General features: G+C 67.2%; 10 protein-coding genes. 1 reads left to right on the forward strand and 9 read right to left on the reverse strand.

The genetic code is table 11. The annotated features are described in order from the left end of the window. Positions 1-258 precede the first annotated feature (258 nt). From FJM51_RS15940 to oxc, 7 genes are all read right to left on the reverse strand, one after another. The gene (locus FJM51_RS15940; RefSeq protein ID WP_140455137.1) at positions 259-756 is read right to left on the reverse strand and encodes a Rha family transcriptional regulator; all 498 of its coding nucleotides are present in this window, start codon (positions 754-756) and stop codon (positions 259-261) included. A gap of 1,333 nt (positions 757-2,089) precedes the next feature. Then, the gene (locus FJM51_RS15945) at positions 2,090-2,596 is read right to left on the reverse strand and encodes a BRO-N domain-containing protein (protein ID WP_140455138.1); all 507 of its coding nucleotides are present in this window, start codon (positions 2,594-2,596) and stop codon (positions 2,090-2,092) included. Positions 2,597-2,908: 312 nt separating this feature from the next. Then, positions 2,909-3,484, reverse strand: a complete 576-nt coding sequence (locus FJM51_RS15950) for a recombinase family protein (protein WP_140455139.1) — start codon at positions 3,482-3,484, stop codon at positions 2,909-2,911. Positions 3,485-4,119: 635 nt separating this feature from the next. Further along, positions 4,120-5,106 (reverse strand): NAD(P)H-quinone oxidoreductase, encoded by a 987-nt coding sequence (locus FJM51_RS15955; protein WP_233713153.1) that lies wholly within the window; start codon positions 5,104-5,106, stop codon positions 4,120-4,122. Positions 5,107-5,172: 66 nt separating this feature from the next. Beyond that, positions 5,173-6,897 carry a DEAD/DEAH box helicase family protein gene (locus tag FJM51_RS15960; RefSeq protein ID WP_140455140.1) on the reverse strand — a complete coding sequence of 575 codons (1,725 nt, stop codon included), beginning with the start codon at positions 6,895-6,897 and terminating at the stop codon, positions 5,173-5,175. Positions 6,898-6,980: 83 nt separating this feature from the next. Then, positions 6,981-8,255, reverse strand: a complete 1,275-nt coding sequence (frc, locus tag FJM51_RS15965) for a formyl-CoA transferase (protein WP_140455141.1) — start codon at positions 8,253-8,255, stop codon at positions 6,981-6,983. 47 nt (positions 8,256-8,302) lie between these two features. Further along, a complete protein-coding gene (oxc, locus tag FJM51_RS15970) occupies positions 8,303-10,054 on the reverse strand; it encodes an oxalyl-CoA decarboxylase (RefSeq protein ID WP_140455142.1) in 1,752 nt (583 codons plus the stop codon). Between the two features lie 451 nt (positions 10,055-10,505). Between oxc and FJM51_RS15975 the strand changes: the two genes are divergently transcribed. Then, the gene (locus tag FJM51_RS15975; RefSeq protein ID WP_140455143.1) at positions 10,506-11,564 is read left to right on the forward strand and encodes a ketopantoate reductase family protein; all 1,059 of its coding nucleotides are present in this window, start codon (positions 10,506-10,508) and stop codon (positions 11,562-11,564) included. Between the two features lie 338 nt (positions 11,565-11,902). On the opposite strand, the gene FJM51_RS15980 is transcribed toward FJM51_RS15975, so the two are convergent. Both FJM51_RS15980 and frc (FJM51_RS15985) read right to left on the reverse strand, forming a co-directional pair. Continuing rightward, complete coding sequence (locus FJM51_RS15980) at positions 11,903-12,631, reverse strand: GntR family transcriptional regulator (protein WP_140455144.1); 729 nt, start codon at positions 12,629-12,631, stop codon at positions 11,903-11,905. 198 nt (positions 12,632-12,829) lie between these two features. Continuing rightward, the gene (frc, locus tag FJM51_RS15985) at positions 12,830-14,080 is read right to left on the reverse strand and encodes a formyl-CoA transferase (RefSeq protein WP_140455145.1); all 1,251 of its coding nucleotides are present in this window, start codon (positions 14,078-14,080) and stop codon (positions 12,830-12,832) included. Positions 14,081-14,088 lie beyond the last annotated feature (8 nt).

Below are 14,088 nucleotides of genomic sequence, written 5' to 3' on the forward strand. Positions count from 1 at the left end.
TGCATGAGGGTCTGAAGGTGGAGCTTGGCGGAGTTGAAGTTGTAGGCCACGGGGGCGCTTTCTGCGAGCCGATAGGCAACGCGGTAGGAGGGTTCAGCGGCGGTAGCCGCATTCCTGCTTTGCAGGGGAGGAGGACGAGGAGCCCGCTAGGGGCTCGCTCAGGTCAGGCGTTCGGCTTGGGGAAGCTCTCTAAGATCAGAATTTCCGTGATAGGAATTTCGGACTTCAGGATGGGATGGTCCATCCCACCCTTCACGGTCAGTTCGGGCGGTGGCTCTGCTGGACGAGGCGCCGGGTTTTGGCCTGAGCGGCCTTCTCCTTCGCAAGCTTCCGCTGCCACGGGGTCATCTCGTTTGCGGGCGTCGCCTTGAACTTGGACACCTCGTCCCACTGAACTCGGTTCAGGTTCTCGGCCATGATGTCGAAGGCGTCGAGGAAGGTATTCTTCCACGCGAGGGCCTTCTTGCCCTTGAAGCCGAAGACGAGGAGGGCGACGGCCCGGCGGTTCAGGCGGAAGGTGCGAACGTGACGGATGCCTCCGTTGCCGATGGAGACAGGCGTTAACTCCAACTCAAAATTGAGTTCGAGTGTCGGGTCGGTCTCCAAGATGTCGTCGATGGCACGGAGCACGTTGGCGTGGCGCTTCCCGAAGTGCTTCGCGATGGCGAGGCTGGTCGTGAAGCTCGCGGCTCCATGGCGGAAGACGGCTCCGGCCTTGATCAGGGAGGCGGCGGTGGGAACGAGTTGGTCAGTCATGACGATGGGGTATCCCTTCAGGGGCGCGTCCGGTGCCCGTTCGGGGGCATGCAATCGGCGCGACGGGGCTGTTGTTGATGGCGAAGTTGGAGGCAGGGGCGACCTCCCCGGGCATTCCTCGCATTGCTTGGGGGAGGTCGAAGGTGAGGGGTGATCTCCCGCTTGGCATTCACGCTGGGCGTGGGACGCGGAGGACGCGGACCCTACGGGGCGCGCTAAGGTTCCCCCTCGGGGGCACCTCCGGTGTGGCGGACACGTCTCCCTCGGGTGCCTCTAGGAGATGGAGGGCAGCGATTGCCCGGCTGTGGTCAACCTCGTCCTTCGGTCCATACCGCTCATGATGAATGCGGGCGCGGGTCTCCTGCTCATGGGCGGCCCTCCAGTCGGCCTCGGCCTCCATGGCTTCCTCCCGGCTGTCGTAGGTCCCGACGTAGATGTCGGTGTTGGCGATGTAGGCGCGGGCCGCCCACCTCCCGGGCCTTGGTTCGTAGGCGGACATTCTGGTCCTTATGCTGTCGGTGCTGATGCTGTCAGGGAATGAAGGGCGCCTTCCGCTACCCTCTCGGAGGGAGAGGACACGGGAAGATGTCCTTCAGGTGGGGACAGGTGTCTTGGGGTGCTCGGTCTCCTCGGTCTCCTCCGAGGAAGTCATCCCCCGATCAGTGCATGGTGAAGGAGCGCCTTCACACCCCCCTCCTCCGGAGGCACTCGTGAAAGTTCCCCTTCAGGTTCCACCCTCGGGTAGGTCTTCCTTGGAGATGATCAACGAGGGTCACACCCTAGCGCCTACCCTAGGGTTAATTGATAAGGTGGAACCGGGGGGGGTCGAAGGTGAGGGGTAATTCCCCCGCTAGATCGAATAATTCTTCAACTACAGATACTTATCGGAACAACTTCATCCTGACCATCAAGGGCTTGCGAATCAGTCCGTGCGGGGCTCTTGCGGGTATGTCAAGGGATATTGTGAGCAGGTGGCGAAGTTTCTTGGGGCGCGGAGGCGGCCACACACGGGCATCTCGGGGGTGTCGAGGGGTGGGACGGCGGAGAGGGAAGACGGGCCTGTACGGGGCGCGTTGAGGGGTACTTGTGGTTGGCCTTGGGGTGAGGCACAAGATGTAGAACCGGAAGTTATCCGGGGTAAACCGGGAGGGGGCGCGAGTGGAGGAACCTGCTTCCTTTGCACGGTCCACTCCTCACTAGGCGAGGGGTAGATGGAGAGGGGTATGTGTATTCCCAATACACCCCCTGAGGTCTCCCCCGAGGTGGTGCGGAGGTGCTCCCGGAGGTCAGCATGCATTTCGTGCATGATCATGTCCCACAGTTCACCTGTTGGTCAGCCTGGAGAATGCCCCGGAGGGCGGCCAGCTCCTCCTCCAGGCGCGTCACCTTGGCGGCGCGCATCTCCGCGATCTTGGCCTCCCCCGCAGGGGAATGCGCTTCGCGCCAGCTCCTCGATCGTGGCCTCGCCGGTCAGGACCTTCTCCTCCCCGAGGACGTATCCGCCGTCCTTGCGGATGGCCGGGAGGACGGTGCCCGTCACCCATTGCTTGAACACCCGCGCCTCCGCCTTACGCGACGAGAGCACTAGGTCGTAGAGGCCGCTCTCGTTGACGGCTACCTTCGAGCGCCCGCCGCCCGGCGCCACGGGGAACAGGGTGAGGTCCCTCTCTCCATGGTTTGAATTTAGGGAGAGGATGCGTGTGTCGTTTTTATTGAGCCTTTTCAGGTGGATGGACGCCCCGTGCGAAATGTCCAGGCCCAGCGCGCGGCACACGTCAACACCCACGAACCACGGCTCCCCGTCGATCTCCACGACGCGGATGTTGTGGCCCTCGAACATGTGGACCGAGGCGCCGCCCTGGCCGAGGATGTTCGAGATGCCCGTGAGAGTTTAACATGCTGTCAGCGAGAGCGCGGTATGGTTAACATGGGCCAGCGGGGGTAAGAGCTACGTCGGCCTTGGAGCGGGGCGTAAGTCCGCCACCATGCTGCTCACTGTGGGAAGTCGAGCCTGAGGCATGGTGGCGGCAGCGTCAAGAATGTCCCGAAGGTGTCTTCACGGGCGCTGGGGGTTTTCTGGAGGGGGGCCACCCTCCCCCAAACGCCACAGATCAACAAACACACATGTTGCCAATATGCAACACTGTGATCATCAAGACACAGCCTTCAGCTTCGCCACCGTGGCCCTCGCCACCCCAAGCTCCCCGGCAACCGCCTTCACACTCAGGCCGCTCGCCAGCATCCCCCTAGCAAGCTCCTTCCGGTCCTCGCTCAGGGCTTCGGGGCGTCCACCCTTCTTCCCCTCCGAACGAGCCCGGGCAAGTCCCGCGTGGGTCCGCTCTATCAGAAGGTCACGCTCCATCGTGGCGACTGCGGCCAGCATCGTCACCATGAGCTTGCCCGCCGTGCTTGTCAGGTCGAGGTCCCCAAGCTGAAGGACCACCACGCCGCATCCCATCTTCCCGAGGATGTCGAGGGTCCCGAGGATGTCGGAGGTGTTCCTCCCGAGGCGATCAAGCTTCGTCACCACGAGCCTACGCGGGCCGCTCACGGCCTTCAGCGCCGCCAGGGTATCCCGGAAGGCTGGCCGTTCCATGGCCGCTACGGAGCCGCTGACGGTCTCTGTGAAGGTCATGTTGGGGACGATGCCCTTGGCCTCGATCTCCCGGAGCTGGTTCTCGGTGGTCTGGTCTGCGGTGGAGACGCGGGCGTAAACGGCGGTGATCATGGCAGGCTCCGGGGTGTCAGTTGTCCAGGCCATCAATCATGTGGCAACAACCATGTCAAGCTGGTGTTGACGTCATATCTGAAGATGACATATGGAGGTGTCACTAAACGATCGTTTGATGGCAGGCTTGAAAGCGGGCGTGGGTGTTCCTATGTCCATCCATGGGGGACGCGATTCGCGTCAGCGTTGTGTTATAGGACAAAATACAATGCCTCTCCCTCCTGGGGGCTTGGTCACCTGTGTCGAGGTGGCAGCCAACGCCAGCGCAATTGTTCTGAACCTGCTGTTGATCTACCACTACCTTCAAAAGCCCCCTGACTGACGGGGGGCACGGGGGGTACGCGCGTGCTGCTATATTAATCTCAGGGCCTCAGATTTTTCCCCAGATTATTCGAGGCCCCCAAGGTGGACCACAACGGCTTGCCTCGTGGGTGCGAAATCGTTATAAATCAACCAGTAACAGCCCCATCCGGCCGTCTTCAATCCTCTCTCGCAGCACCATCCTCCCCCCGATTTCATGGTATGCACGCTCTCCAGCGTCCCGCGGCCTCGGCTTTCCCTGTCCGTCCCCGGACGGACGAAGGCCCGGCGGGAGTGTCCCGCCGTGCCTCGTTCCGTCGGCGCCGGTTCGCGGGTCAGGCGAAGGAGAGCAGGATCTTGCCGCGGTGGGCGGAGCGTTCCATCATCGCATGGGCCTCCGCCGCCTCGGCATAGGGGAAGACGCGCCAGGTCTGCGGCGCGAGGCGGCCCGCGTCGAAGAGCGGCCAGATCTTCTCGCGCAGCGCCGTGCTCACCATGCCCTTGTAGTCGTCCGAGCGCGACCGGAGCGTCGAGCCGGTGTAGATGATGCGCTTCAGCATCACCGGCATCAGGTCTATCTCGACCCGCGAGCCGGCGGCGAAGGCGAGCTGGACGATTCGCGCGTCCGAGGCCGCGGCCTTGATGTTGCGCGCCACGTAGTCGCCGCCGATGATGTCGAGGATCAGGTTGGCGCCGCCGGCGGCGCGGGTGACCTCGACGAAATCCTCGTCCTCGATCGTGATTACCCGCTCGGCGCCGAGGCTCTCGACATAGGCGCGGTCGGCCGCGTCCGCGCAGGTCGCGAAGACGCGCAGGCCGAGGCCGCGGGCGAGCTGGATCGCCGTCGAGCCGATGCCGCCCGCGCCGCCATGGACCAGCAGCAGCTCGCCCGGCGTGACCGGCCAGCCGTGGAAGAGGTTGCTCCAGACCGTGAAATAGGTCTCGCAGAGCCCGGCCGCGTCCACGACCGAGACCGGGCCCGGGATCGGCGCGCAGTGCCGGGCGGGGACCGCGACGAATTCGGCGTAGCCGCCGCCATTGGTCAGCGCGCAGACGAGATCGCCCTCGGACCAGCCCGAGACGTCCGGGCCGAGCGCCACGATCTCGCCGGAGACCTCGAGCCCGAGCAGGTCGGAGGCGCCGCGCGGCGGCGGATAGAGGCCGCGGCGCTGCCAGAGGTCGGGGCCGTTGACCCCGGCGGCGGTGACCCGGATCAGCACCTCGCCCTCGCCCGGCGCGGGCACCGGCCGGCTGCCGACGCGCAGCACGTCGGGGCCGCCCTTGCCGGCCATTTCAACGGTCTTCATCTCCGCCGCTCGCATGTGAGTTCTCCTGAGGCGTCTGACTTGGAAATCGCGGGGGAAGGGCGCCGCGCCCGGCGCGCGGGGTCACGGATGCGCCCAGTCCCCGATGGTGAAGCGGCGTTCGTGATCGCCGTCGATCGGCGGCGGCCCCGGCTCCGCGCCGGGGTCCGGTTCCGCCGCGCCGGCCAGCGCGGGCAGGGCGGCGCTTTCCGCGGCCGGGCGCTGATAGACGCGCACGCCGTTCTCGGTGCGCGACAGCACGGCGCAGCTGCGCGGATCGACGATCTCGACGACCGGGACCTTGGCCACGCATTCGGCGAGCAGGTCGCGCCCCCCGGTCTCGACCATCGCCTCCTCGGGGCGCCGGGCATGGATGTTGACGCCCTGGTAGCTGCGCATCCGGCACAGGCATTCAGGATCGAGGATCGTGACGCGGCCGTTCCAGCCGAAGGCGACGGTGCGCGGCCGCTGGCCGAGCGGCACGCCATTGTCGAGGAACTCGAAATGGATCGTCTGCCCGGTCCGGTTGACCCAGGAGAGGAAGAGCTGGGGCATGCCGGTATAGGCCTCGATGTTGTGGTAGAGCAGATCCTCGACCGCCTTGTAGCGCCCGGTCGCCAGGCCGCGGATCCAGGCGCGCTCCACCGTCTCGACCGGCGGCGTGATCATGAAGAAGAGATAGACGGTATGGCCGAAGCGGCTCAGCAGCGTGCTGCGGTCCTGCTGCGCCTCGGTGCCCGACTGGAAGCTGTCGAAGCGGAAGCGGTCGATCAGCAGATGCGGCATCCGCCCGGCCTCGGCCTTTTCCTCGATATGGCGGTCGAGCTTGCGGTCGATGATCTCGAGCTCCATCCCCGTCAGCATGCCCGCGTATTTGAAATCCTCGCCGAGCCCGTCGTAATCGAGCAGGAACTTCCGCCAGTAGTCGGGGCTCACCAGCGCGAATTCATCCCAGCCGATGCCGAGCCGGGCGGCGAGCTTGCGCTGCAGCGGCCGGATCGAGCTCTTGCCGGCGGCGGAGGCGCCCTTCACGTTCATGACGCAGGGATGCTCCTGCGTCGGCAGGAAGCGGTAGCCGAGCGCCTCGGCCGCCTCCGCGAGCAGGGGGGTGATCATCCGCCCGACCACGACGCTGCCGAGCCCGTTGCAGACCCAGCCGCGGGCGAGCCGGATGATCGTCTCGCGGTCCGCGATCAGCCGGCCCCGCCGCGCGATCACCCCGCCGACGACGACGCCGAGCGCCTCCAGGCAGGCGCGCTCGGTCTCGTCGGCCTCGGAGGCCGCGCGCCCGGCCCAGCGCGCGAGCGCCGCGAATTCGGGCGGCTCGGCCGGGGCGGGCGGCGGCTCGGGCGCGCGGAAGCGGGAGAGGAAGCCGGCGCGCCGGGCGGCGGGGGCGGGCGGCCGGCGGAGGTCCGCCTCGAGGATCCGGGCGAGCCGGGCGGCGACGTCGTCGCGGAAGGCGGCGAACCGGGTCTCGAGCCCGGGCATCTCGGGGGCGATGTGCTTCTCGAGGATCCGGGCGGCCATGCCGCGCATCTTCAGCCCCAGATCGCCGTAGCGGGGGCCGTCGGGCACGTGGAGATCCGCGGTGACGCGGATCAGCAGTTCATGGACCACCAGGCGGGCGAGGCGCAGTTCGGCCATCTCCTGGGGCTTGCGGCCGCAGAAATCGGCCGCGGCCCGCGCGTCCTCGTATCCGGTGTGGGAATTCTCGGGCCGGAACAGCGTCGCCTTCGGCAGCAGCCGCGGCGGGATCTCGGAGCGGAGACCCGGATTCCAGGCATCGAATGTCGCGCACGTTTCCGACATGACGGGACCCGCCGCGCCGCCGGCCGGCTCCCGGGGCGCGGGAGATCGGCCCGCGCCGGGCGGGCCGGCCGGCGGCGATCGGGCTATTCCGCGGCGATCCGGGTCGGGTCGCCGACCGCGCCCGACGCGTAGATCCGCCGCAGATCCTCGGTCTCGTAGCCGAGCACGCTCGCCAGGATCTCGTCGGTATGCTCGCCAAGGAGCGGCGAGCGCGTGACCTCGACCGGGCTGTCGGAGAGCTTGATCGGGCAGCCGACGCTGAGATACTTGCCGCGCACCGGGTGATCGACCTCGACGATCGTGCCGGTCTCGCGCAGCCCCTCGTCCTCGGCCAGTTCCTTCATCGAGAGGATCGGGCCGACGGGGATGTCGCGCGGATTGCAGAGATCCATCACCTCGAACTTGGACCGGGTCATGGTCCAGGCCTCGATCGTGTCGAAGATCTCGTTCAGCTTCGGCAGGCGGGCCGCCGGGGTCGCATAGGCCGGATCGGTCTTCCATTCCGGCTTGCCGATCACGTCGCAGACGCCCTCCCAGGCCGCGGCCTGGGTGATGAAGTAGATATAGGCGTTCGGGTCGGTCTCCCAGCCCTTGCACTTCAGGATCCGGCCCGGCTGGCCGCCGCCCGAGTCGTTGCCCGCCCGCGGCGTCGCCTCGTCGAAGGGGATGCCCTCGCCGTACTGCGAATATTCCTTGAGCGGACCGGCGGCGAGGCGCTGCTGGTCGCGCAGCTTCACGCGGCAGAGGTTCAGCACGCCGTCCTGCATCGAGGCGAGGACCTTCTGCCCGCGCCCGGTCTTCTCGCGCTGGAAGAGCGCGGTGACGATGCCGAGCGCGAGGTGGAGCCCCGTGCCCGAGTCGCCGATCTGGGCGCCCGTGACGAGCGGGAGCCCGTCACGGAAGCCGGTGGTCGAGGCCGCGCCGCCCGCGCATTGCGCGATGTTCTCGTAGACCTTGCAATCCTCGTACTTGCCGGGGCCGAAGCCCTTGACCGAGGCGAGGATGATGCGCGGGTTGATCTCCTGGATCCGTTCCCAGGAGAGGCCCATCCGGTCCATCGCGCCCGGTGCGAAGTTCTCCACCAGCACATCGCAGGTCTCGATGAGCCGGGTGAGGACTTCCTTGCCGGTCGGGTTCTTCGAGTTGAGCTCGATCGACCGCTTGTTGTGGTTCAGCATCGTGAAATAGAGGCTGTCGGCGCCAGGCACGTCGATCAGCTGGGCGCGCGTGGCATCACCCACGCCCGGCCGCTCGACCTTGATCACATCGGCACCGAACCACGCCAGAAGCTGCGTGCACGTCGGTCCCGATTGCACATGCGTGAAGTCGAGAACCTTGACCCCCTCGAGTGCCTTCATTGCGCCTTCCTCCCTTTTTCTTGATTCCGAACCACCCCAAGCGGGGATCAGCCCTTCTTCTTCACGACGCTCTGCGGGTTGAGATTGCCGATCCGGCCGCTCTCGGTCCCGGCCCGCTCGTCGATCACCGCGTTGATGAGCGTCGGCCGGCCCGAGTCCATCGCCTCGTTCACGGCGCGGGTCAGTTCGTCGGGATTGGTCGCGTAGACGCCGACGCCGCCGAAGGCCTCCATCATCTTGTCGTAGCGCGAGTCCTTGACGAAGACGGTCGGGGCCACGTCCGCGCCGCCGGTCGGGTTCACGTCCGTGCCGCGGTAGATGCCGTTGTTGTTGAAGACGACGACGCAGACCGGCAGGTTGTAGCGGCAGATCGTCTCCACCTCCATGCCGGAGAAGCCGAAGGCGCTGTCACCCTCGACGGCCAGCACCGGCTTGCCGGTCTCCACCGCCGCGGCCACCGCCGCGCCCATGCCGATCCCCATGATGCCCCAGGTGCCGACGTCGAGACGCTTGCGCGGCTCGTACATGTCGATGATCGAGCGGGCGAAATCGAGCGTGTTCGCGCCCTCGTTCACCAGCATCGCATCGGGCCGGGCCTTGATGATCGCCTTGAGCGCGCCGAGCGCGGTGTGGAAGTTCATCGGGACCGAGTTGCCGACGAGCTTCGGCGCCATCTTCGCGATGTTCGCATCCACCTTCTCGCGGATCGCCGAGGTCCATTCGGCCGGCGGCGGCGTCCAGTCGCTTCCGATCCCGTCGAGCAGCGCCTTCGTGACCGAGCCGATGTCGCCGACGAGCGGCGCGGCGATCTCGACGTTGCTGTCCATCTCGCGCGGCTCGATGTCGACCTGGATGAACTTCTTCGAGCCAGGCGCGCCCCAGGTCTTGCCCTTGCCGTGCGAGAGCAGCCAGTTGAGCCGCGCGCCCATCAGCAGCACGACATCCGCTTCCTTCAGCACCAGCGAACGCGCGGCGCCGGCGGAGAGCGGGTGGTCGTCGGGCAGCAGGCCCTTGGCCATGCTCATCGGCAGGTAGGGGATGCCGGAGGTCTCGACCAGCGCGCGGATGTCGGCGTCGGCCTGGGCGTAGGCGGCGCCCTTGCCGAGCACGATCAGCGGACGCTTGGCGCCTTTCAGCAGGTCGAGCGCGCGGGTCACGGCGTCGGGGGCGGGGATCTGGGCCGGGGCCGGGTCGATCACCTTGACGAGCGACTTCTCGCCCGCCTCGGCCTCCAGCACCTGGCCGAAGAGCTTCGCCGGCAGGTCGAGATAGACGCCGCCCGGGCGGCCGGAGACCGCCGCGCGGATCGCGCGCGCGACGCCGATGCCGATGTCCTCCGCGTGCAGCACGCGGAACGCGGCCTTGCAGAGCGGCTTCGCGATCGCGAGCTGGTCCATCTCCTCGTAGTCGCCCTGCTGCAGGTCGACGATCTCGCGCTCGGAGGAGCCGGAGATCAGGATCATCGGGAAGCAGTTCGTCGTCGCGTTGGCGAGCGCGGTCAGGCCGTTCAGGAAGCCCGGCGCCGAGACCGTGAGGCAGATGCCCGGCTTCTTGGTCAGGTAGCCGGCGATCGCCGCGGCGTTGCCCGCGTGCTGCTCGTGGCGGAACGACAGGACCCGCATCCCCTCGGCCTGCGCCATGCGGCCGAGATCCGTGATCGGGATGCCGGGCACGCCGTAGATCGTGTTGATGCCGTTCAGCTTCAGCGCGTCGATGACGAGATGGAAACCATCGGTCAGCATCGGGGCGGCGTCGGCCCCTTCCGTGGTTTCGTCCTGCGCTATGGCGGCCAGGTCCATTTTTCTCTCCCAGTTTCTTTCCGTTGTGTGGCTTCAGTCTTTTTTCCGGGCGCGCGGCGGCGCGGGGAGAGCAGGACGGAGGCGGTCCGTCCGGCCCGCCTCTCCTGATCGCCACCGCGCCGGATCGAATCCGCGACCGGCGCCCGTGACTGATTTCCTGGCATACCATACACCAGAAGCTTGATGCGTCAATGCGCAATCGCGGAGCCTCCGGACAACAAAAACGTTGACACACAAATCCGTGGTATACGATATACCAATAGTGTGGCGCCCCGGCCGAAAGGGCGCGGAGGGGCCATTTCCACGGCGCCTCCCGACGTTCAAGCACACCGAATCATGCCGGCGCGGGACGGATGCGTCCCGCTTGAGCCCGGCGTCGCGCCTACCGGCCGACGCGGGGACCGCGAACAACAGAGCGTGACATTGGCCAGCCCAGGGAGATGACCAGAAGATGCCCTACAGAGTTCTAATCCTCGGTGCCTCGTACGGGGCCCTGCTCGGGACGAAGCTAGCAGCCGCCGGTCACGACGTGACCCTCGTCTGCCGGGCGGAGACCGCGCGGCTCATCAACGCCGAGGGAACCGAGGTGCGGATCCGGCTCCGCGACGAGGCGGAGCACCGGAGCTTCTTCTCGCGCGACCTGCCGGGGCGCACCGACGCGGCGACGCCCGACGGGGCGCAGCCGGCGGAATATGACCTCGTCTGCCTCGCGATGCAGGAGCCGCAGTACTCGCATCCCGACCTGGCCCGGCTCATGTCCCGGATCGCCGCCTCGGGCGCGCCCTGCATGTCGATCATGAACATGCCGCCGCTCACCTATCTGCGCCGCGTCCCGGCGCTGCGCGAGGCGAGCCTCGGCGAGGCCTTCGCCAATCCCCGGATCTGGCAGGAGTTCGAGCCCAGGCTGATGACGCTCTGCTCGCCCGATCCGCAGGCGTTCCGGCCGCCGGGGGAGCCCGCGAACGTGCTCCACGTCGGGCTGCCGACCAATTTCAAGGTGTCGCGCTTCGGCGATGCGACGCTCGACGCGATGCTCGAGGATCTGGAGGCGGGGATCGAGGCCTTCCGCGTCGACGGCAAGGACGTGCCGGTGAAGCTCCGCGTCTTCGACTCGCTCTACGTGCCCTTCGCGAAATGGGCGATGCTGGCGACCGGCAACTACCGCTGCGTGACGCCCGAGGGCGCGCGGCCGATCCGCGACGCGGTCCATTCCGACGTCGAGCTCTCGCGCGAGATCTACGGTTTCGTGAACCAGGTCGTCACCCGGCTCGGCGCCGACGAGGCCGATCTGGTGCCGTTCGAGAAATACGCCGAGGCGGCGCGCAACCTGCTGAAGCCGTCCTCCGCCGCGCGGGCCGTCTACGCCGGCGCGACGCAGATCGAGCGGGTGGACAAGCTCATCGGCCTCGTCGCCGCCTCGCTCGGCATGTCGCATCCGGTGATCGAGCAGACCATCGCGCTGATCGACCGCAAGCTCGACGAGAACCGCTCGGTCGAACTGGCCGGCTGATCCGAACCGGGGGAGGGACCCGCGCGGTCCTTCCCGTATGCGCCGGAACAAGGCGGACGGACCGGGCGCGCGGGCGCGGCGAAGCCGCCTCGCGCGCCCGGTCCGTTTCCGCGCGCCGATGAGGGCAAACCCCGGCGGCGGCGCCGCGATCGTTTCTCGCAAGCGGGAGTGTGTTTTCGGGCTCGGGCCGTCGCGAAGGCGATCCGGCGGAGCCGCGCGCGTCCCGGGGGGACGTGCTTTCCCGGCGCGCCGACGCGCCCCGAACGGGCGCCGGTGGCGGGAACAGGGTCCGCCCGGGGCGCCGGCCGGATGACCGGCGCCCCGGGCGGGGGAGGGGACTACTCGAAGATTCCTTCCCCGTGCTTCTCGACGTAATCCGCGAGGCCGAGCGTGTGGTCGCGGCAGAGCCGCTCGGCGCGTTCGACGTCGCGGCTGACCAGCGCGTCGATGATCGCGAGATGGTCCTCGATCGACTGGCTGGCGCGGTCGTCGCGCCCTATCGTGAGCTGCCGGATGCCCCGCACATGGACGAGGATGTTCTCGGTCATCTCCCGGATCACGTTCGATCCGCTGAGCTCGATGATCCGCTGGTGGAAGCGGATGTTCGCGGTCGAGTATTCGCTGGGATAATCGGCCGGGCGATGGGTCTCGTGGAACGAATGGAAGAGATCGCGCAGGCTCAGGATCGCCTCGTCGGTCGCATGGGCGATCACCAGCCGGGCGGCCATGGATTCGAGCGCCGCCCAGGCCTGGATCATCTCGATCACCTCGCGCTTGGACTTGCGCACCACGATGATCCCGCGGCGGGGCACCGTCTTGACGAAACCCTGCTGCTCGAGCATCGCGATGGCTTCGCGGATCGGCGTCCGGCTGACGGCGAGGCGCTCGGAGAGCTGGCGCTCGTCGAGCCAGGTCTCCTCCTCCTTGCCGTAGATCTCCATGTTGATGATCGCGTGACGCAGCGTCTCGTAGACGCGCGTCTTGAATGTCGGCTCGGGTGCGACGGGGCGCAGCACCAGCTCCGGCGTGGCCTGCTCGGCGACCGGCCATTGTTTTTCTGTCCGCATCTTCACCCGACTACCCCCGGTTCGCAAACTGGCACGGCGTATACCAGTCTAAATCCACTATCGCGCCAATGCTACGGTGCAGCAACGCTCCATCGTCAAATTTCGCGCGAGCAGACACAAGGGGCCGCGGCTCTCGCCGCGGCCCCGAGAGTTTCGGTACTTCCAGCGCGGGCGGGCCTCCGCCCGGCCGTGAGGAGATCAGACCGCGCGCGCGGCGTGCATCTCGGCGATCTGTTCCGCCGTGTAGCCCAGATCCGCCAGCACCTCGTCGGTATGTTCGCCGAGCAGCGGCGAGGGCTTAACCTCGACGGTCATGTCGGAGAACTTGATCGGGCTGCCGACGGTGAGGTAGGTGCCGAGCTTCGGATGCGGCACCTCGACGATCGAGCCGCTTTCGCGGAGCGACTTGTCGGCGGCGATCTCCTTCATCGACAGCACCGGCGAGCAGGGGATGTCGAACTTCCGCAGGATGTCGACCGCCTCGTACTTCGTCTTGTCCGAGAGCCAGTTCTCGATCGTGGCGAAGATGTCGAAGATCTTGTCCTGACGGGCGCGGGCGGTGTTGTACTCCGGATCGTCGATCCATTCCGGCTTGCCGAGCGCGCGGCAGATCGGCTCCCAGGCATGGCCCTGGATCGTGAAGTAGATGTAGGCGTTCGGGTCGGTTTCCCAGCCCTTGCACTTCAGCACCCAGCCCGGCTGGCCGCCGCCACCCGCGTTGCCGCCGCGCGGCACCACGTCGGAGAACTCGCCGTGCGGGTACTGCGGGTATTCCTCGAGATAGCCGATCGCGTCGAGCCGCTGCTGGTCGCGCAGCTTCACGCGGCAGAGGTTCAGCACGCTGTCCTGCATCGAGACGGCGACCTTCTGGCCCTTGCCGGTCTGGTTGCGCTGGTGCAGCGCGGTCAGGATGCCGATCGCGAGATGCATGCCGGTGTTGCTGTCGCCGAGCGCCGCGCCGGACACGGTGGGCGGGCCGTCCCAGAAGCCGGTGGTCGAGGCCGCGCCGCCGGCGCACTGCGCCACGTTCTCGTAGACCTTGAGGTCCTGGTAGTGGTGGCCGTCGGAGAAGCCCTTCACCGAGGCGACGATCATGCCCGGGTTGAGTTCCTTGATCCGCTCCCAGGTGAAGCCCATGCGGTCGAGCGCGCCGGGGCCGAAGTTCTCGACGAGCACGTCGGATTCGCGGATCAGACGCTCCAGGACTTCCTTGCCCTGCGCGGTCTTGGTGTCGAGCGTCAGCGAACGCTTGTTCGAGTTCAGCATCGTGAAGTAGAGCGCGTCGGCGTCTTCCACGTGGCGCAGCTGGCTGCGGGTCACGTCGCCGGAGCCGGGGCGCTCGACCTTGATCACGTCCGCGCCGTACCAGGCCAGAAGCTGGGTGCAGGCGGGTCCGGCCTGCACATGCGTGAAGTCGATGATCTTGATACCTTCGAGCGGTTTACCCATGGTGGTCC

Source organism: Amaricoccus solimangrovi, from assembly GCF_006385685.1.
Taxonomy (GTDB): Bacteria; Pseudomonadota; Alphaproteobacteria; order Rhodobacterales; family Rhodobacteraceae; genus Amaricoccus; species Amaricoccus solimangrovi.

Bases quoted from the DNA above. Each gene is read 5' to 3' on its own strand.
- FJM51_RS15940 (WP_140455137.1), bottom strand. From the start codon at position 756: ATGACTGACCAACTCGTTCCCACCGCCGCCTCCCTGATCAAGGCCGGA.
- FJM51_RS15945 (WP_140455138.1), bottom strand. From the start codon at position 2,596: ATGTTCGAGGGCCACAACATCCGCGTCGTGGAGATCGACGGGGAGCCG.
- FJM51_RS15950 (WP_140455139.1), bottom strand. From the start codon at position 3,484: ATGATCACCGCCGTTTACGCCCGCGTCTCCACCGCAGACCAGACCACC.
- FJM51_RS15955 (WP_233713153.1), bottom strand. From the start codon at position 5,106: ATGCGAGCGGCGGAGATGAAGACCGTTGAAATGGCCGGCAAGGGCGGC.
- FJM51_RS15960 (WP_140455140.1), bottom strand. From the start codon at position 6,897: ATGTCGGAAACGTGCGCGACATTCGATGCCTGGAATCCGGGTCTCCGC.
- frc (WP_140455141.1), bottom strand. From the start codon at position 8,255: ATGAAGGCACTCGAGGGGGTCAAGGTTCTCGACTTCACGCATGTGCAA.
- oxc (WP_140455142.1), bottom strand. From the start codon at position 10,054: ATGGACCTGGCCGCCATAGCGCAGGACGAAACCACGGAAGGGGCCGAC.
- FJM51_RS15975 (WP_140455143.1), top strand. From the start codon at position 10,506: ATGCCCTACAGAGTTCTAATCCTCGGTGCCTCGTACGGGGCCCTGCTC.
- FJM51_RS15980 (WP_140455144.1), bottom strand. From the start codon at position 12,631: ATGCGGACAGAAAAACAATGGCCGGTCGCCGAGCAGGCCACGCCGGAG.
- frc (WP_140455145.1), bottom strand. From the start codon at position 14,080: ATGGGTAAACCGCTCGAAGGTATCAAGATCATCGACTTCACGCATGTG.